An 18,338-nucleotide genomic window follows, 5' to 3' on the forward strand; every position below is an offset into this window, starting at 1 on the left:
GCCGGCTGGATAGGGTGGCGGGCGTGGCGAGAGTGCGGCTGGGTGTGGAGGAACGGCGCGAGGCCCTGCTGCGCGCCGCCGTCGGGCAGATCGAGGCGCGGGGTGTGGCGGCGCTGCGGATCTCCGATGTCGCCGCCGTGCTCGGCGTCAGCAACGCGCTGGTGCTGTACCACTTCTCGACGAAGGAGAAGTTGGTCGCGGCCGCGTTCGCCCATGCCGCGCGGGACGATCTGGCCCAGCTGCGCGCGCTGCTCGGCCGGCGCACCACCGCGCTGGCGCGGCTGCACGGCGCGGTCCGCTGGTATGCGCCGACGGGCGAGGCGAAGGGCTGGAAGCTGTGGATCGAGGGATGGGCGGCGGCGCTGCGCGAACCCGCGCTGCGTGACGTGGCCCGCGATCTCGACCAGCAGTGGAAGGCGGCTCTGACCGAGGTCATCGCGGAGGGCTCGGCCACGGGTGAATTCCGGTGTACGGACCCGGCGTCGGCGGCCTGGCGGCTCACCGCACTGCTGGACGGGCTCGCGGTCCAGATGACCTCGTACGCGGGTTCGCTGTCGCGCTCCACCCTGCTGGAGTGGGCGGACGCGGCGCTCGCCCGTGAGCTGGGTGTCGACCTCGCGGTGCTCGACGGCCCCGGGGGATAGGGCAGCGGCCGTAGTGTGGCGGACGGACATCCGAACCGGAGAGGGAGACTATGGCGCAGCAGCGGACCGACCAGCTCGATCAGAGCGATGGCACCGACCGGACCCAGCACGACCAGCAGGCCGACCGGCCCGGTCAGCCCGGTCCACTCGGTCACGATGTGCTGGTCATCGGGGGCAGCGGGGTGGACACGGTGGTCCGGGTCGACTCACTGCCCGTTCCGCTCGCCGATTCGGTCGGCGTGGGACCGATCCGCGAATGGCCCGGGCACACCGGCGGCAATGTGGCTCTCGGCTGCCGGCAGCTCGGACTGAACGTCAAGTTCCTCGACTACATAGGGGATGACTGGACCGGCGGCCAGGTCCGCGAGCGGCTCGCCAAGGGCGGGGTGGACTTCGAGGCCCTGATCTCCCCGGCGGGCACCCGGCGCGCGGTCAACCTGGTCGAGAAGACGGGCCGCCGGATGTCCTTCTACGACGCCAGGGATCCGGACGATCTGCGGATGCCGCGCGACTTCTATCTCCCTCATCTCGAGCGTGCCCGCCATGTCCATCTGTCGATCACCAACTTCGCGCGGTTCCTCTTCGATGACATCCAGGCGCTCGGGGTGCCGGTCTCGACCGATCTGCACGACTGGGACGGTCTCGACGACCACCACAAGGATTTCGCGTTCCGCTCCGATCTGGTGTTTCTCAGCGCGGCCGGGGCGAGCGAGCGGATCGCCTCGGTGATGCGGGAGATCCTGCGCGAGGGCCGGGCCGAGGCAGTGGTGGCGACGGCGGGCGCCGGCGGCTCGTATCTGATGATCCGTGAGGGAAGCCGCACCCCGCGCCCGATCCGGGCGACCGTCCCACCCGCGCCGGTGGTGGACTCCAACGGTGCGGGTGACGCGTACGTCTGCGGATTTCTGTACGGACGGCTGGCCGGCCGGGATCTCGAGGAGTGCGCCCGGCTCGGCGCGGTGGCCGGTGCCTACGCCTGTACGGGCGAGGGCGGCGCGGCGCTGATCGACGAGGACGGACTGCTCGCGGCCAAGGCCTGAGCGACGCGCCGCCGAGCGGCCCCGGGCTGGGCAGGTCCGGGGCAGGGCGGGTCCGGAGCAGGGCGGGTCCGGAGCAGGGCGGGTCCGGAGCAGGGCGGGTCCGGGCCTTTCAGGTCTGGCTCGTCGGTTCGTATGCCTCCGCTTCGAGCCCGAACGTCCAGGCGACGCCCTCCTTCGCCGTCCTGGCGGAGGGGGGCACCCGCAGCCAGTAGGTGCGGTGCGACCCGTCCGGCTCCGGCGTGGAGTTGACCACCTCGACCATCACGACGTCCTCGTCGCCGACCAGTGCGATCCGCCAGAGTATGCCGGTCTCGTCGCGGTGGACGGGCTGTGCGTCCGACTCGCTCAGATAGCGGTCATAGCCGTAGTACTCCAGCATCACGCGGCGCAGTTCGGCGTTCGCCTCGGCGCGGATCCGCTCGGGCGTCAGCTCCGGCAGCTCACTCAGGAACGCGGCCGGGACCGGCATCCCGCGCCACGCGTACAGGGCGAAGCCGTCGGGATAGGCCAGCGCGGGGCCGTCCCCGCGGTCGAGACGGCCCGCTTCGTCGCGATGCAGGGCGACGGGACGCTCACAGATCACCACGGCGCGTTCGTACGGCCACCACCAGCCCGCGTGCCGCGCCACCTCGGCCAGTCCTTCGAGGCGCTCGCTGCGGCCGTCGAACGCCGCGAGCCAGGCCGCGTCGTGCTGCCCGAGCACCGCGTCGAGCAGCACCGTCCGGATCCCGGCCGTCTCCGAGGGCTTCTCGGCGAGCGCCTCGACGACCCCGGTGCGTATCCGCTCGGCGAGCGCCCGGGTGGTGTCCCAGAGGCGGGCGCCGGTGACGCTCCAGTGCTCGGCCCAGCCGGCCGGGCCCAACGCGTCGTGCACCCTGCGCCGTTCCTCCGCCCAGGGATACGTGCGCACGTCGTCGCGCACCGACCGTCCTGCGTCGGTCAGCGACCGCGCGGCCTGCGCGCCGGCCAGCGGTGACCCGGCCCAGATGATCCGCTCCGGCTCCGCCAGGCCCGCCCTGCGGTAGGCGAGCCGCACCCCCTCCTCGGCGGCCGGCCGGTCCGTCGCACCCGTCGCCGCCGCGACAGCCCGCCATGTGTCCACGTAACTCATGTCTGAAGCCCCGTCCCCTGTGGTCCCTGTGGTCCCTGTCCGGTGTCTGCGCACCGCTGATTTCCCTGCCACCGCGTGCCGCCGCTGGTGCGCGGCGACGGAGGTCCGCGCTCAGTCCGCGACGACGCGCACCGCGCCCGGCAGGTATTCGCGCTGGCGCACCACCCGGAACCATCCCTGGGGCAGCGGTATCACCGCGTGCTCCTCATGCACCACCCGTCCGCCGTCCGGGAGATGGAGAAGCATCGGCCCGGCCTGGTCACCCGGCTCCCGGAAGAGCCGGCCGGGACCGGTCACGGCGTGGGCATGACCGGTGACCTCACCGAGCGCCAGGACCATCCGGCCGCGCGCGTCCCTCGGCTCGCCGGACGCGGCCGCCGCGTCCACGAACTGCGACGGCACCGTCTCTTCCGCGACGGGCATGATGAGCACGTCTCCTTGCCGGTACATGGCTCTCCCCTCCACCGGCGGCGCCGAGTGCGCCGAACCTGTGAACGACGCTAAGGGGAGGGTCTGACAATCCGGCCCCGACGACGGACGTTGTCAGTGGTGCTTGGTAGAACTGCTCGCACGTCAGCCGATCAACGTCACCCGGTGTCTGGAGCATCCGCCATGACCATTTCGAACCATCTGCAGGAGCTGTACGGCCTGCCCGCGTTCGACTTCCCCGGCGCCGAAGCGACGGCGGAGCTCCCGGCTCCGGCTTCCGTGGCCTGGCGCGTCTCGGTCGATTCGTACGAGGCCGAGGAGCAGTGGGAGGAGGCGTTCGCCCGCTTCACCGACGCGGTGGACACCACCGAGGTCCGGGCTCTGATCGTCGGCTCCTGGAGCGACGCCTACGAGTCGGGGCCCGGCGAGGTCATCTCGGCCCTCGTCGCGGCGAGCGGGCGGCTGCCGGCGCTGCGCGCCCTGTTCCTCGGCGACATCACGTTCGACGAGTGCGAGATCTCCTGGATCAACCAGGGGCTGGTGACCCCGCTGCTCGACGCCTTCCCCGCGCTGCGCGAGTTCGGGGTCCGCGGCGGCCAGGATCTGCGCTTCCCCGCCGTCCGGCACGACCGGTTGCGCTCGCTGACCATCGAGACGGGCGGCCTGGACGCCGAGGTGGTGCGCTCCGTCGCGGCGAGCGACCTGCCCGCGCTGGAGCATCTGGACCTCTGGCTCGGCACCTCGTGGTACGGCGCGAACGCGCAGGTGGCCGACCTGGCACCGATCCTGGCCGGGTCGCGGCTCCCCCGGCTGCGGTATCTGGGGCTGCGCAACAGCGAGATACAGGACGAGATCGCGACAGCCCTGGCGGGTGCCCCGGTCGTCGCCGGTCTGGAGATCCTCGATCTTTCGATGGGCACTCTCGGCGACGAGGGCGCCGAAGCGCTGCTCGGCGGCCAGCCGCTCACGCACCTCAAGAAGCTCGATCTGCACCACAACTATCTGGGTGAGGCCATGCGGGAGCGGATCCTCGCCACGCTCGGCGCCGCCGGGGTGGAGGTCGACCTCGCCGACAGCGGGGAAGTGGACACCGAGGACGACGGCACGGAGCACCGCTACACCGCGGTGGCGGAGTGACCCGATGCCGCCGTTCCTGAGCAGCCCCGCCCCGGGCGTTACGGATCTGAGCGATTCGGTCCCGGCCGTTACGGATCTGAGCGCTTCGGTCCCTGGCGGTACGGCTCTCACCCTCGCCGTGGTCGGTAATCCCGGCAACCGCCGCGTCACCCTGTTCCAGGACGCCGTGCGGGCCGCCGGGCTGCCCGCGGCCCGGGAGGTGGCCTGGCTCGATGTGCTGCGCGGGCAGGCCCGGTTCACGGCCGGTGAGACGGTACGGATCGACTCCCCGGGCGAGGACCCCGAGGTGGAGCGGTTGCTCCGCGGCACGGACGACCCGACCAGGGTCGAAGGCACCGCGCGCTGGTACGAGACGTTCACGGCCGCCGCCCGAGGGCTCGGCCGCGCGGCCCGCGCCGCAGGAGCGGATCTGCTCGACGATCCGGACGAGCTGGCGGTGCTCTTCGACAAGCGGCTCTGCCACGGCGTGCTGGACGCGGCGGGGGCGCCGGTTCCCACGTCACCCACCTCGTCGCCCGCCTCGGGATCCGGCGCTCCGGCCGTGTCCGGCTGGCCCGAGGTGCGGGCCCTGATGGCGGCGGCCGGGCTGCGCCGGGCGTTCGTCAAGCTGGCCCACGGCTCATCGGCGTCCGGGGTCCTCGCCGTCGAGACGGCGGGCCCCGGGCGGGTGTGCGCCACCACCTCCGTCGAGCGCGACGATACGGGCCGCCTCTTCAACTCGCTGCGGGTGCGCCGCTACACGACCGAGCGCGAGGTGGCGGCGATCGTCGACACCCTCGCGCCCGACGGGCTGCACATCGAACGCTGGCTGCCCAAGGCGGCGCAGGACGGCCGGTCGGCCGATCTGCGGGTGGTGGTCGTCGCGGGCCGCGCCACCCACGCGGTCGTACGGACCAGCCGCTCCCCCATGACCAATCTCCACCTCGGCGGGGCCCGGGGGGATCTGGGCGCGGTCCGGGCCGCCGTCGAGGCGTCCGGCGGCAGCTGGGCCGCGGCTCTCGCCGTCTGCGAAGAGGCGGCCGGCTGCTTCCCCGGCACCCACTGCGTGGGCGTCGATCTGCTGCCCGCCCCGAGCTGGCGGCGGTTCGCGGTCGGCGAGGTCAACGCCTTCGGCGACCTGCTGCCCGGTCTCACCGGACTGCCCGGCGGCGGCGCCGACGGCCTGGACACGTACGCGGCGCAGCTCGCCGCCCTGCCGACGCGTGCGGCCCGCCGCCCCGGACGACCGAGGAACGCGCATGCGGACACCTGACATGAACGAGGTCGTCGGGCAGGACGATCTGCTGCTCGTCACCCTCGACACCCTGCGCTTCGATGTGGCGGAGGAACTCGCCGCGGCGGGCCGGATCCCGCATCTCGCCCACCATCTCCCGGACGGCCGCTGGGAGCGGCGGCACGCGCCTGGCAGCTTCACCTACGCCTCCCACCAGGCGATCTTCGCCGGTTTTCTGCCCACGCCCGCCGAGCCGGGTCCACATCCACGGCTGTTCGCCGCGCGCTTCGGGGGCAGTGAGACCACGGCCGACCGGACGTTTGTCTACGACACCCCTGATCTGGTGTCGGGCCTCGCGGCGGCCGGCTATCACACGGTGTGTGTCGGCGGGGTCGGCTTCTTCAATCGGCGGGGCGCGCTCGGCTCCGTCCTGCCCGGCATGTTCCAGGAGAGCCACTGGGAACCGGAGTTCGGCGTGGCCTCCCCGGCCTCCTTCGAGGCCCAGATCGACCGGGCGGAGCGGGTGGTCGCCGGGCTGCCGCGCGAGCGGCGGCTGTTCCTCTTCGTCAATGTCTCCGCGCTGCACCAGCCCAACTGGTTCCATCTGCCCGGCGCCACCCGGGAAACCGGCGACTCCCGGGCCACGCACGCCGCCGCCCTCGAATATGTCGACCGGCACATAGGCCGGCTCTTCGCCGCCGCGAGCAGCCGCCGCCGCTGCTTCACGATCGTGTGCTCCGACCACGGCACGGCCTACGGCGACGACGGCTGGACCGGGCACCGGCTGGGCCATGAGGTCGTCTGGACCGTGCCGTACGCCCACTTCTTCCTGGAACCTGGGGCCGCCCGATGAACACCGCCACCACCACCGCACCCCGTCCGTACGAGAGTTATGTCTACGCCTATCCGCACAAGACGGCGTACCGCCCGCTCGACGACCGCCCGGCGCTGCGCGACCTGTGGGCCGGTGAACGCAAGGACGCCCTCTCCCTCTATCTGCACATACCGTTCTGCGAGGTCCGCTGCGGCTTCTGCAATCTCTTCACCCGGATCGGCGCTCCCGACGAGCTGACGACGCGTTACCTCAACGCCCTCGACCGGCAGGCGACGGCCGTTCGCGACGCGCTCGGCGAAAATGGCGGAAGCGGCGATGGCGGAAGCGGCGACGGTGGCGACGGCTCCGTACGGTTCGCCGCCGCGGCCTTCGGCGGCGGCACACCCACCTACCTCGACCCCGATGAGCTGGACCGGCTCTGCGACATCGCCGAGAAGCGGATGGGCGCCGATCTGCGCGCCGTTCCGCTCTCCGTCGAGACCTCCCCCGCCACGGCCACCGCCGACCGGCTCGCCGTGCTCGCCGAGCGCGGCGCCACCCGGCTGAGCATCGGCGTCCAGAGTTTTGTCGACGCGGAGGCGAAGGCCGCCGTGCGCCCGCAGCGCCGCGCCGAGGTCGAGGCCGCGCTCGGCCGGATCCGCGAGGCGGGGATCCCCGTCCTCAACATCGATCTCATCTACGGCATCGACGGCCAGACCGAGGAGACCTGGCGCCACTCCCTGGACGCCGCGCTCGCCTGGCAACCCGAGGAGCTGTATCTCTATCCCCTGTACGTACGGCCCCTGACCGGCCTCGGCAGGATCGGCGCGGGCAGCGACGCGGCCTGGGACGCACAGCGGCTGCGGCTCTACCGGCAGGGCCGCGATCACCTCCTCGCGCAGGGCTACGAGCAGGTGTCCATGCGGATGTTCCGCCGCACCGGCTCCCCGTCCCAGGGGGCCGACGACCACGCCTGCCAGACCGACGGCATGATCGGCCTCGGCTGCGGAGCCCGCTCGTACACCTCAGGGCTGCACTACTCCTTCGACTACGCCGTCGATATGCGCGAGATACGGACGATCATCGACGCGTACGCGGCGGCGGAGGACTTCTCACGGGCCGAGGTGGGCTACCGGGTCGACGGCGACGAGCCGCGCCGTCGTCATCTTCTCCAGTCGCTCCTGCAGGCCGGGGGCATGGAAGTGGCCGGCTACCGCGAGCGGTTCGGCAGCGGCCCCGCCGAGGACTTCCCGGCGGAGCTGGGCCGGTTCGCGGCGCTCGGCTGGCTCGACGGCGGCGCGGGCCCCGGGCTGCTGCGGCTCTCCCCCGAAGGGCTCGCCCACTCGGACGCTCTGGGCCCGGCGCTCTTCTCCCCTGCCGTACGGGCCGCGATGGCCACGTACGAAGCGAAGTGAGACCCCGTGGACCTGACGATCCTCTACCGCGGCCCGCTCTCCTCCTGCGACTACGACTGTCCCTACTGCCCGTTCGCCAAGCGGCGCGACAGCCGCGAGCAGCTGCGCGCCGACCGGGCCGCCCTGGAGCGCTTCACCGCCTGGGCGTCGGCGCAGACGGAGGACCGGCTGTCGGTCCTGTTCACCCCCTGGGGCGAGGGTCTGGTCCGCTCCTGGTACCGGCGCGCGCTCACCGAGCTGTCCGGGCTGCCGCATGTCCGCCGGGTGGCCATCCAGACGAATCTCAGCTGCCGCACCGACTGGCTGGCGGACGCCGACCCACGGACGCTGGCCCTGTGGTGCACGTACCACCCGGGACAGACGCCGTACGACCGCTTCCTGGCGAAGTGTCATGACCTGGCCGACCGGGGCATCCGGTTCAGCGTGGGCGTCGTCGGCATCCCCAGCCATCAGGAGCACGCACGCCGGCTGCGCGCCGAGCTGCCCGGACACATCTATCTCTGGATCAACGCGGCCGAGGGGCACAGCTATACGGACGAGGAGGCCGACCGCTGGACGGAGCTCGATCCGCTCTTCCCGTACAGCCGCCATCCGCACCGCTCGGCCGGTCTGCCGTGCCGTACGGGTGAGTCGGTGATCTCGGTGGACGGGGAGGGTACGGTACGGCGCTGCCATTTCGTCCGCGCCGAGCTGGGCAATCTCTACGACGGGTCGTACCGGCGGGCGCTCGGCCCCCGGGCCTGCCCGCTGGCCGTGTGCGACTGTCATATCGGCTATGTGCATCTGGAGACGCTGCCGTTGTACGACGTCTTCGCTGGCGGGGTACTGGAGCGGATCCCGGCGGGGGCGTAGCGCGGGCCCCGGCACACCCCCGCCGTCAGTGCTTCAGCGGCAGCAGATCGGGCCGTTTGGCCGCGACATGGTCCCCGGAGGAGACGCCGCGCAGCCGGCGCCCGATCCAGGGCACCAGATACTCCCGCGCCCAGTGGATGTTGTCGCGCCGCACCTCGAACGTGCCGCGCGGCTGCTGTGGCGGCCACACCTGGTCCGGGTCTGCGGGCACGTCGAGGCCGAGCACCTGTGCGGCGCGCAGCGCGACACGGGTGTGTCCCTCGGGTGACAGATGCAGCCGGTCGCCGTCCCAGGCCCGCCTGTCCTGGACGGACTTGAGGGACCAGAGGTCGAGCACGGGACAGTCGTAGCGGTCGGCGATGGACCGTACATGAGCGGTGTACGTGGCGATCTTGCCGCGCAGATGGCGCAGCACGGGGACACCCCGGGTGTCGAAGCCGGTGGTCACCATGACGGTGCCCACGGCGCCGGTGAGGTCGGCGACGGCGCGTTCGAAGCGCTCGGCGACATCGTCGGGGTCGGTGCCGGGCCGGATGATGTCGTTGCCTCCGGCGCAGAAGGTCACCAGGTCCGGGCCGAGTTCCTTCGCGCGCGGTATCTGCTCGTCGACGATCTGGTCCAGCAGCCGGCCGCGTACGGCGAGATTGGCGTACCGGAAATCGCCGTGCACGGCGTCCGCCGTCTCGCCGGAGACCGGAAGCTGGTCCGCGAGCAGAACCGCGAGGCGGTCCGCCCAGCCGACGTACAGCCCGTCGGGTCCTGGGTCTCCCACGCCTTCCGTGAAGCTGTCACCGATCGCCGTGTACGACCCGAATACGCCTCTTCTTCTTGATCTCGAATCGTCTGCCACAGCAGCACATCTTTCACCCGTGGATGTGACCTACGCGACCGTAAGAAGGAGTTGACGGTGGGTGAGATATGCCATCGGTCAAGATTCGCCCAAGCGGGAATACGCGAAATGATCTCCGCCCGGCACTCCAGGTGCCGGGCGGAGGTGATGTCATATCAGGGCTTCCCCGATCAGATGGAGACGCCGTGCTGACGGAGGAATTCCAGCGGGTCGATGTCCGAGCCGTACTCCGGGCCGGTCCTGATCTCGAAGTGCAGGTGCGGTCCTGTGACATTGCCGGTGGCGCCGGAGAGCCCGATCTGCTGGCCCTCGCTGACGGTCTGGCCGGCCGAGACGGAGAGGGAGGACATGTGGCCGTACTGCGAGTAGTGGCCGTCGCTGTGCTGGATGACGACCTGGTTGCCGTACGAGCCGCCCCAGCCGGCCGTCACGACGGTGCCCGCGCCGACCGCCTTCACCACGGTGCCGGTGGAGGCCGAGAAGTCCACACCGGTGTGGTAGCCGCTGGACCAGCTGCTGCCGGAGGCGTGGTACGGCGTGCTGGGCTGCCCGCCGTCGATGGGCAGGGTGAAGCCGGAATCGCTGCTCGGCGCGGGGGTCTCGGTGGCCGGGGCGGTGGGCTCCGTGACGGTGGACGGCTCCGAGGGCTCCTCGGACGGCTCCGCGGGCTTCGGGGGCTTGCTGGAGGTCGTGGCCGGGGTCGCGGAGTGGGCGGCCCTGGCCTTGGCGCCGAGGGTGAGCTTCAGGCCGGGGTGGATCAGCGACGGGTCGGCGCCGATCGCCTTGCGGTTGTCCTTGTACAGCTTGTGCCAGCCGCCGCGGACCTTGTGGTCGCGGGCGATCTTGGACAGATAGTCGCCGGCGACCACGGTGTAGAGCCTCGGGGACTTGGCGGAGGCGGACAGGCTCTGGGCCGTGTGCGCGACGGAGGCGGACTGCGGCGCGGCCTTCTCGGCGGCGTGCGCACCGGTGGCGCCCATGAGCGGAAGCGCGAGGGCGGCCCCGCCCGCGCCGGCGACGATGAATCCGCGGGCAATCGGGTTGGACTTGGGACGGCGATGCTTACCGGGCATGACGAATTCCTCTCCGGCGCCTGCGAGGTAAGCTGTCGGGTTCGGGCTGGAGATGCCCGGCCGCGCGTGCTGCGCGACTTCACCCCAAGCCGGTCCTGGCCTAAGGGCCGGCGTACTACCTGGGTTCCCCGCTCCTGCCACGCGTGGATGGGTGAGTGCGAATTCCGAGCGGCGGCAGGATTTGGCGTTCCGCTCGGATTGAGGGTGAACGTAGGCGAGTCGGGACGGCCTGAACAAGCCCTCTGATTTCCGCCGATGACACCCGCTTCGATATCACCGGGGAATTCCGGTCACCCTGCGTGGATTACCGATCTTCGGATTCCATGTGAGGCGGCAAATTCCGTTTCTTGGTACAGCCACGCAACGTCACGGATATGATCCTGCTCACTGGCCGAGGCTCATCTCGCCCTCGACCGGGGCACGTTGGGCCAAATATCCCAATGCGGACAGATGATGATTTGGGCGATATCAACCCGTGCGCGATGTCCGAATAATGTCGATCTGTATCCCCGGCGGTCGAACTGATTGCCGTGCGAACAGATGTCGTAGGGTCAGGAGTCGACATCGTCGGCGAGCAGCGCCGACGGCAGACACGGAGGAGCAGGCCGTGACGCAGCAGCTGCCGCAGGTCCCGTCGACCGAGCCCGAGCTGTCCGGAGTGCGCAACTTCCGTGACGTGGGCGGGCTGCCGACCACGGACGGCCGACGGGTACGGTACGGACGGCTCTTCCGCAGCGGCCATCTCGCCAACGCCACCGCGGCCGACGCCGCCTTCCTCTCCTCCCTCGGCCTGCACACGGTCTTCGACTTCCGCAATGCCGCCGACCTCAAGCTCGACGGCGTGGACGTGGAGCTGGCCGGGGTGCGAAATGTGAACATTCCGCTCACCGACCCGGCCGACGGCGCCGAGTTCTGGAAGATGGTCCGGGACGGTGATCTCGACCAGCTGCGCTCGCTCCTGTCGGACGGCAAGGCCGCGGACCGGATGATCAACTCGTACCGGGCGATCATCACGGACCGCGTCGCCGAGCACAGCCGGGTGCTGCACGCCCTCGCCGAGGAAAGCGTCCCGGCGCTGATGCACTGCGCGGCGGGCAAGGACCGGGCAGGGCTCTCCATCGCCGTGTCCCTGCTCGCGGTCGGGGTCGAGCCCGAGGCGATCGAGGCCGACTATCTGAAGTCGAACGACCCGCACCGCCGTTATCTCGTACGCCGCAGCGACAACTCGCCCGCCGGCAAGTCCCCCGAGGTGATGGAGCTGCTCAGCCCGCTCTTCGACGCCCGCGCCGAATACCTCGCCGCGGCCTTCGAGACCATCGAGAAGACCTGGGGCACCACCGACCGCTATCTCACCGAGGGCCTCGGCCTCGCCCCCGAGACCCGCGAGCGGCTGCGCGCCCGTCTCCTCGACGAGAGCTGACCGAGCGGCGGCGGGCCGGCCGCCCCGGCCCTCGCCGCTGCCCTACTGCCCGCGCGCTCCCAGTTCGAAGAGCAGGTAGAGGAAGCCCGCGAAGAGATGGCCGGCCACCAGATAGGCGAAGAGCCGGATCACCAGCCCACGGGGGAACGACTTCTCCTCATGCGTGACGCGCGCCGGCCCGGCTTCCGGCTCGGCAGGCGTCGCGGCCGGGTTCCCGGCTGGATTCTCCGACATGGTGACTGGCCTTTCTCTGGCAGGTCAGCGGCGATGGGCCCCGCCACCGAGGCACAGCTCGGCGGCGGGGCTCTGCAGCAGGGTATGGACGAAGAGCAGCTCGGTCCCGGCGGGCCCGGCGGCCGCGATCCGGTGCGGTGTGAGCGAGTCGAAGTGCGCGCTGTCCCCCGGGCCGAGCACATGCACGGCGTCCCCGAGGCTCAGCCGCAGCCGTCCTTCGAGGACATAGAGCCACTCCTCCCCCGGGTGTACGCGGACGAGGTCACCCTGCGCCCCGTACGGCACCTGGACGCGCAGCGGCTGCATGGCCCGGCCCGAGCCGCCCGCCTGGTGGTACGTCCAGCCGTCCGCCTCCACGGGCTCCGTCCGGCCGGCGCGGACGATGGGGTCGCGCTCCGGCGGGATCTCCCCGAGCAGCTCGGAGACGGTCGTCCCGTAGATACGGGCCAGGGCCAGCAGCATGGGCAGGGAGGGCTGCCGGCGGCCCGTCTCCAGCCGGGAGAGATGGGCGGGGGACAGCCCCGCCCGCCCGGCGGCGGTCTCCAGGGTGAGGCGCCGGCCACGGCGCAGCTCGCGCAGGCGTGGCGCGACATCGGGGAGCTCGTCGGGCAGCTCGCCCGTCGGCTCTCCGGTGGGAGGAGTGCTCATACCTCCATTGGGCCAAAATATTTCCTCCGGGGCAACTTTCTTGCCCCGGAGGCAAATACGCCGTCCACCGCGTGCGAGGCCGCGTCCTACCGGTTGGCGACGGCCTGCTTCACCAGTGTCCTGCCGAAGTCCCACATCAGTCCGCCACCGCCATGGGCGTCGTCCATCACCGCCGTGAAGGCGTCCACGAAGCGCTCCACCTCGCGTTCGCCGATGGTCAGCGGCGGAATCAGCTTGATCACTTCCAGATGGTCGCCGGAGACCTGGGTGAGGATGCGGTGCTTCTGGAGCAGCGGCACGACCACCATCTGCGCGAAGAGTCCCTTGCGGGCCGCCTGCAGCATGGTCCAGCGACTGCGCAGCTTGATCGAGGTCGGCCGGCCGAACTCGATGCCGATCATCAGGCCCCGGCCCCGTACCTCGTACAGCAGCTCGTAGCGGCCGACGAGCGCGGCCAGCCGTGATCTGAGCAGATCGCCGGTCGCCCGCGCATTGGCGACGATCTTGTCATCCTCCATCACCGACAGCACGGCCAGGCCCGCCGCCATGGCCTGGGCATTGGATCCGAAGCTGGCCGAGTGGACCAGCACCCGGTCCATCGAGGAGTAGACCTTCTTGAAGATCCAGTCCTTGCCGAGGGTCGCGCCGACGGGCACATAGCCGCCGGAGAGCGCCTTCGCCACACAGACGAGATCGGGCTCCACCCCTTCCTCGTGCTGGTACGCGTAGAAGTCGCCGGTCCTGCCGAGACCGGTCTGCACCTCGTCGACGATGAGCAGCGCCTTGTGCTGGTGCAGCAAGTCCTGGGCGGCACGCAGAAAGCCGGGCGGTGTCGCGTGCACCCCCTTGCCCTGGATGGGCTCGACGATGAACCCGGCCACGTCGCCGCGCTTCAACTCCCTCTCCAGCGCGTCGAGATCGCCGAGCTCCATGGCGGTGTCGGGCAGCAGCGGTGCGAAGCCGTCCCGGAATCCGTCCTCGCCGTTGACCGACAGGGATCCCGTGGTGAGCCCGTGGAAGGCGTGCGCGCAGTACAGGATCCTGGGCCTGCCCGTCGCGTACCGGGCGAACTTGAGGGCGGTCTCCACCGCTTCCGTACCGCTGTTGCCGAAGAACACCCGGTCCAGATGCGGGGAGTGGGCCAGCAGCTTCTCGGCGAGCAGTCCGGGCAGCGGCTGGCAGTCGAAGCGGGTGAGATCGGCGAGCGAGGCGTCGAGGACATCATGGAGGGCCTTGCGTACGACGGCGTGGTGCCGGCCGAGCCCCATCACGCCGAAGCCGGCGAGCATGTCCAGATAGTCGTTGCCGTCCTCGTCCCAGAAGTAGGCGCCCTCGGCCCGCTCGTAGACCCGGTCGAAGCCGATGGTGTGCAGCATGCGCGGGAGCTGGTGATTGAGGTACTTGGCGTGCAGTTCGTAGCGCTCGGCGCCGCGCTCCGCGAGAAGCTGGGTGAGGTCGAAGCCCTTCGGCTGCTTGAGTTCCTTGACCTCGTTGAGCTGCGCGGACTCCTTGGGCTGGGTCATTCCGTGCTCTCCTTGTGTGCCGGGCCTGCCGCACCGCCCCCCACCGGCCGCCGCCGGCCGGGCCCGGACGCGCCATGAACGGCGCGTCGCGATCGGCCGGGCCGGCGGCTCGGGGAGCCCCGGTGCGACAGGCTCTCCAGCGGTCGTCCCGTCAGCGCGAGCCGGCGACCGTCTCACGGACCGCCCGCAGGGACTCCTTGAGGGAGCCCATGGTGGCGAGGACGGCGGTCGGCTCGTAGCCGCAGTGCGCCATGCAGTTGGCGCAGCGCGGGTCCTTGCCCCGGCCGTACTTGTCCCAGTCGGTCTCTTCGATGAGCTCACGGTAGGTCGGCACATACCCGTCGCTCATCAGATAGCAGGGTCGCTGCCAGCCGAAGAGCGAGTAGTTGGGAATGGCCCACGCCGTGCAGGGGAAGTCGGCCTTTCCTTCGAGGAAGTCCAGGAAGAGGGGCGAGTGATTGAGGCGCCAGCGTGCCCGGTTGCCGCCGGAGAACGCCTTCTTGAACAGCTCCCTGGTCTGGTCGACACCCAGGAAGTGCTCCTGGTCGGGGGCCTTCTCGTAGGCATACGCGGGCGAGATCATCATCTCGTCCACCCGCAGATCGTCATTCAGGTAATTGAGCACCTCGATGATGGTCTGCGGGGTGTCCGTGTTGAAGAAGGTGGAGTTGGTGGTCACCCGGAAGCCGCGCCTCTTGGCTTCCTTGATGGCCGCCACCGCCTCGTCGAACACTCCCTCCTTCGCGACGGACTCGTCGTGCCGCTCACGCAGGCCGTCGATATGAACGGCGAAGGCGAAATACGGCGAAGGAGTGAAATTCTCGATCTTCTTGCGCAGCAGCATCGCGTTGGTGCACAGGAAGACGTACTTCCTCTTGGCCACCAGCTGCCGGACGATCTCATCGATCTGCGGATGCATCAGCGGCTCGCCGCCGGCGATGGAAACCATCGGTGCCCCGGACTCCAGCACCGCCCCGACGGCCTGGGCAACGGGCATACGCTGCTTCAGGACGCCGGCCGGGTGCTGGATCTTGCCGCAGCCCTCACATTTCAGATTGCAGGCGAAGAGGGGTTCCAGCTCGACAATGAGCGGAAACTTCTCACGCTTGCGGAGCTTCTGTTCAACGAGGTACGTCCCGACCCTGATGGTCTGACGAAGCGGCATGGCCATCTAGCTCACCTCCTGGGGAGCAGCAAAGAACGGTGCCATTCATAGAAAGCCGGCAGGACGGCACGGAGAACGCGGAAGGCTGATATTCCACCGCGCACTGTGCCAATACGGAGGAGCTCATGCTCTGGAGCGTCCACGACCACCCGGACGGCCGCAACCGGGCGGGGCCCGGCGCTCAGAGCACTTCGGAGCGTGGCGGCGGACTCCATGTCCACCGCGACCGCCCCCGTGGTGCGCAGTTCGGCCCGCTCATGGCCGCGTACCACATGGTCGGAGCCGGTCAGTGGACCGGTGTGGACCGTGCGGCCGGGTACGGCCCGGGTCAGCGCGTCGACGAGCAGCCCGGTGCCCGTACAGGGCGTGCGTCCGTACGGGCCCCGGGTCTCGTCAGCGACGATCAGATCCCCCGGGTTCATCCCCGGGGTGAGCCCGGCACAGAATCCGGCCGCGATGACGGCCGCGTCCCTGGTCCGCTGCTCTCCGAGCGCGCGTGCCACGGCGCGCTCGGCGTTCTTGGGCCCCATGCCCGTACGGAGGACGGTCACCGGCCCCGGTGCGTCGCCGTGGCCGCCGCCGCGCAGGGCGAATCGCTCGATGCCGAGCGCGCAGGCGATCAGCAGCGCCGCGTGGGGGCCGGCCGGGGCGTCGGCCGGTCCTGAGGACCGCGCCATCAGCCCCCCTTGCGGCTGCCCGCGCGAGCAGCCAGGGGCTCCCCGTGGACATACCGGCCGAGGGCCGTGAGCGGGAAGACTTCCCGGTAGAGGTGGTAGTTGATGCTGAAGTCCCAGGGGAAGCCGGTGCCGGTGAACTGCGGCTCGTCCCAGGAGCCGTCCTCCCGCTGGGTCTCGGTGAGCCAGCCGATACCCCGCTCGACGGCCCTGCCCTCGCGCTCCCCGGCCGCGAGGAGCGCGAGCAGCGCCCAGGCGGTCTGGGAGGCGGTCGAGGCGCCGTGCCCGATCCACCGCTCCTCGCGGTACGAGCGCAGGTCCTCGCCCCAGCCGCCGTCGTCGTTCTGCACGGATTCGAGCCAGCTGACGGCGCGTCGGATCGCGGGGTGGGTGAGCGGCAGCCCGGCGGCGGTCAGCGCGGGCACCACCGACCCTGTCCCGTAGACGTAGTTGACGCCCCAGCGCCCGAACCACGCTCCGTTGGTCTCCTGTTCGGCGAGGAGCCAGTCGATTCCGCGCCGGGTGCCGGGGTGATGGGCCTGGCCCTCGTAGGCGAGCATCTCGACGACATGTCCGGTGACATCCGCGGACGGCGGGTCGATGACCTCGCCGAAGTCGCAGAAGGGCAGCCGGTTGGGGAACCGGCTGGTGTTGTCGGCGTCGAAGGCGCCCCAGGCTCCGTTCCTCGACTGCATGCCCATATTCCACCGGGCGCCGCGTTCGATGGCCGCGTCGAGCCGCGCGGGGTCGGGGTGCCTGACCCGGCGCAGCGCGAGGATGACCTCGGCGGTGTCGTCGATGTCGGGGTAGTTGTCGTTGTGGAACTCGAACGCCCAGCCGCCCGGGGTGAGTCCGGGCCTGCGTACGGCCCAGTCGCCCGGTCGGACGATCTGCTCGCCAATCATCCAGTCGGCGGCCTTGACGAGCGCCGGGTGGTCCGGGCTCAGGCCGGCGTCGGCGAGCGCGATGGTGGCGAGGCAGGTGTCCCAGACCGGCGACTGGCAGGCCTCGATCATCCGGGCGCCGTCCTCGCGCCAGACGGCGAAGCGGTCGAGCGACTCGAGTCCGGCGCGCATGACCGGGTGGTCGAGGTCGTACCCGAGCAGATGCAGCGCGATGACGGAGTAGACGGCGGGCGGCTGGATCCCGCCCCAGCAGCCGTCGTTCTCCTGCCGTTCGATGATCCAGCGCGCGGCCGCGTTCATGGCGGTACGGCGCAGTCGGCGCGGCGCGACCTTGTGGTACACGTGCAGGGCCTTGTCGAGGCGCTGGAAGGCGCCGTCCCAACTGGCCACCGGCGCCAGCGGCTTGGCCGGGTTGGGGTTGCCTGCGTCGGCGTGCAGCTCGTCGAGGGCGAAGGGGGCGGGCCGTACGGGCCGCAGCGCCGAGACGATGGTGAGCGGAACGACGGTCTGCCGTGCCCAGCAGCCGAAGTCATAGATGTTGAGCGGGAACCACTTGGGGAAAAAGATCAGCTCGGGTGGCAGTTCGGGGAGGTCGTCCCATTTCCACCAGCCGAAGAGGGCGAGCCAGATGCGGGTGAAGACCCGGCTCGCGGCGATGCCGCCCTGTTCCCGGACCCAGCCGGCGGCGCGTGCCATGTGCGGATCGTGGGGGCGGTCCCCGGCCAGCCGCAGGGCCACGTACGCCTCGATGGTGGCGGAGAGTTCACCCGGGCCGCCGTGGAATGTGGCCCAGGTACCGTCCGGGCGCTGCTCGCCCCGGATGAAGAGGGCGGCCGCCTCGGTGGTGCGCGCGTCCTGGATCCCGAGGAACTGACGGAGTAAGAGATCCTCGGCGTCCATCGAGACATTGGTTTCCAGGTCGCCCTTCCACCAGCCCTGGGCGTCCTGCAGGCCGAGCAGATGCTCGACGGATCGTGCGGTGGCCCGCTCGGCGGCGACCCGTAGGTCACCGCCGGGGGCGAGAGGGACATCGGTTGGTCCGCTGGCCGAGGCTGCTCGGGGTCTCATGGCCCCGGTGCTTCCGTCGGTCGTCGCTGTCATGGCTTCCCCTTCGTGCAGTGGTGTGCTTCTGCTGTGCCTGGGGTCTCCGTCGTCCGGTGCCTGCGGCTGTGGACGGCGACTGCGGTCATA

Annotated in this window: 18 protein-coding genes and 1 riboswitch; of the genes, 8 read left to right on the forward strand and 10 right to left on the reverse strand. The window is 70.7% G+C overall.

Annotated features, from left to right (window positions below):
- Positions 1–23: 23 nt before the first annotated feature.
- Together ACZ6MZ_RS25875 and ACZ6MZ_RS25880 are read left to right on the forward strand one after the other, a co-directional pair.
- Positions 24–644, forward strand: a complete 621-nt coding sequence (locus tag ACZ6MZ_RS25875; RefSeq protein ID WP_469354591.1) for a TetR/AcrR family transcriptional regulator — start codon at positions 24–26, stop codon at positions 642–644.
- A gap of 161 nt (positions 645–805) precedes the next feature.
- Positions 806–1,684: a carbohydrate kinase family protein gene (locus tag ACZ6MZ_RS25880; protein ID WP_469354763.1), complete on the forward strand. Its 879-nt coding sequence runs from the start codon at positions 806–808 to the stop codon at positions 1,682–1,684.
- A gap of 109 nt (positions 1,685–1,793) precedes the next feature.
- On the opposite strand, the gene ACZ6MZ_RS25885 is transcribed toward ACZ6MZ_RS25880, so the two are convergent.
- Positions 1,794–2,795, reverse strand: a complete 1,002-nt coding sequence (locus ACZ6MZ_RS25885; RefSeq protein WP_469354593.1) for a DUF6745 domain-containing protein — start codon at positions 2,793–2,795, stop codon at positions 1,794–1,796.
- A 111-nt stretch (positions 2,796–2,906) separates the two neighbouring features.
- Complete coding sequence (locus ACZ6MZ_RS25890) at positions 2,907–3,245, reverse strand: hypothetical protein (RefSeq protein WP_469354594.1); 339 nt, start codon at positions 3,243–3,245, stop codon at positions 2,907–2,909.
- A gap of 162 nt (positions 3,246–3,407) precedes the next feature.
- Between ACZ6MZ_RS25890 and ACZ6MZ_RS25895 the strand changes: the two genes are divergently transcribed.
- The 5 genes from ACZ6MZ_RS25895 to ACZ6MZ_RS25915 all read left to right on the forward strand — a co-directional run bounded on the left by ACZ6MZ_RS25895 (position 3,408) and on the right by ACZ6MZ_RS25915 (position 8,655).
- Entirely contained in the window at positions 3,408–4,361 is a 954-nt protein-coding gene (locus ACZ6MZ_RS25895) for an STM4015 family protein (RefSeq protein ID WP_389790800.1), read from the forward strand.
- A 76-nt stretch (positions 4,362–4,437) separates the two neighbouring features.
- Positions 4,438–5,613, forward strand: coding sequence for an STM4014 family protein (locus ACZ6MZ_RS25900; protein WP_469354765.1), 1,176 nt, complete (start codon positions 4,438–4,440; stop codon positions 5,611–5,613).
- A gap of 1 nt (position 5,614) precedes the next feature.
- On the forward strand, positions 5,615–6,427 hold the full coding sequence (locus ACZ6MZ_RS25905; RefSeq protein ID WP_469354767.1) for an STM4013/SEN3800 family hydrolase: 813 nt from the start codon (positions 5,615–5,617) through the stop codon (positions 6,425–6,427).
- The gene (locus ACZ6MZ_RS25910) at positions 6,424–7,803 is read left to right on the forward strand and encodes an STM4012 family radical SAM protein (RefSeq protein ID WP_389790802.1); all 1,380 of its coding nucleotides are present in this window, start codon (positions 6,424–6,426) and stop codon (positions 7,801–7,803) included. Before ACZ6MZ_RS25905 ends, ACZ6MZ_RS25910 begins: the two co-directional genes overlap by 4 nt.
- A 6-nt stretch (positions 7,804–7,809) precedes the next feature.
- Positions 7,810–8,655 (forward strand): STM4011 family radical SAM protein, encoded by an 846-nt coding sequence (locus tag ACZ6MZ_RS25915; protein WP_469354596.1) that lies wholly within the window; start codon positions 7,810–7,812, stop codon positions 8,653–8,655.
- Between the two features lie 25 nt (positions 8,656–8,680).
- Here the strand turns inward: ACZ6MZ_RS25915 and ACZ6MZ_RS25920 are convergent, their stop codons facing one another.
- Positions 8,681–9,505: an SGNH/GDSL hydrolase family protein gene (locus tag ACZ6MZ_RS25920; protein WP_384191097.1), complete on the reverse strand. Its 825-nt coding sequence runs from the start codon at positions 9,503–9,505 to the stop codon at positions 8,681–8,683.
- Positions 9,506–9,675: 170 nt separating this feature from the next.
- Complete coding sequence (locus ACZ6MZ_RS25925) at positions 9,676–10,578, reverse strand: M23 family metallopeptidase (RefSeq protein WP_389790804.1); 903 nt, start codon at positions 10,576–10,578, stop codon at positions 9,676–9,678.
- A 4-nt stretch (positions 10,579–10,582) separates the two neighbouring features.
- Positions 10,583–10,742, reverse strand: a riboswitch (cyclic di-AMP (ydaO/yuaA leader).
- Between the two features lie 443 nt (positions 10,743–11,185).
- Between ACZ6MZ_RS25925 and ACZ6MZ_RS25930 the strand changes: the two genes are divergently transcribed.
- On the forward strand, positions 11,186–11,998 hold the full coding sequence (locus ACZ6MZ_RS25930) for a tyrosine-protein phosphatase (protein ID WP_469354599.1): 813 nt from the start codon (positions 11,186–11,188) through the stop codon (positions 11,996–11,998).
- Positions 11,999–12,040: 42 nt separating this feature from the next.
- On the opposite strand, the gene ACZ6MZ_RS25935 is transcribed toward ACZ6MZ_RS25930, so the two are convergent.
- From ACZ6MZ_RS25935 to shc, 6 genes are all read right to left on the reverse strand, one after another.
- The gene (locus ACZ6MZ_RS25935) at positions 12,041–12,232 is read right to left on the reverse strand and encodes a DUF6126 family protein (RefSeq protein WP_469354601.1); all 192 of its coding nucleotides are present in this window, start codon (positions 12,230–12,232) and stop codon (positions 12,041–12,043) included.
- A 24-nt stretch (positions 12,233–12,256) separates the two neighbouring features.
- Positions 12,257–12,880: a helix-turn-helix domain-containing protein gene (locus ACZ6MZ_RS25940; protein WP_384333220.1), complete on the reverse strand. Its 624-nt coding sequence runs from the start codon at positions 12,878–12,880 to the stop codon at positions 12,257–12,259.
- 86 nt (positions 12,881–12,966) lie between these two features.
- On the reverse strand, positions 12,967–14,403 hold the full coding sequence (locus ACZ6MZ_RS25945; RefSeq protein WP_469354603.1) for an aspartate aminotransferase family protein: 1,437 nt from the start codon (positions 14,401–14,403) through the stop codon (positions 12,967–12,969).
- Positions 14,404–14,554: 151 nt separating this feature from the next.
- Entirely contained in the window at positions 14,555–15,574 is a 1,020-nt protein-coding gene (gene hpnH, locus ACZ6MZ_RS25950; protein WP_469354605.1) for an adenosyl-hopene transferase HpnH, read from the reverse strand.
- Between the two features lie 5 nt (positions 15,575–15,579).
- Positions 15,580–16,245 carry a phosphorylase family protein gene (locus ACZ6MZ_RS25955; protein WP_384191080.1) on the reverse strand — a complete coding sequence of 222 codons (666 nt, stop codon included), beginning with the start codon at positions 16,243–16,245 and terminating at the stop codon, positions 15,580–15,582.
- Positions 16,245–18,248, reverse strand: a complete 2,004-nt coding sequence (gene shc / locus ACZ6MZ_RS25960) for a squalene--hopene cyclase (protein ID WP_389790808.1) — start codon at positions 18,246–18,248, stop codon at positions 16,245–16,247. The genes ACZ6MZ_RS25955 and shc overlap by 1 nt, the downstream gene beginning before the upstream one ends.
- Positions 18,249–18,338: the final 90 nt, after the last annotated feature.

It is taken from the genome of Streptomyces sp. NPDC042201 (assembly GCF_055582185.1).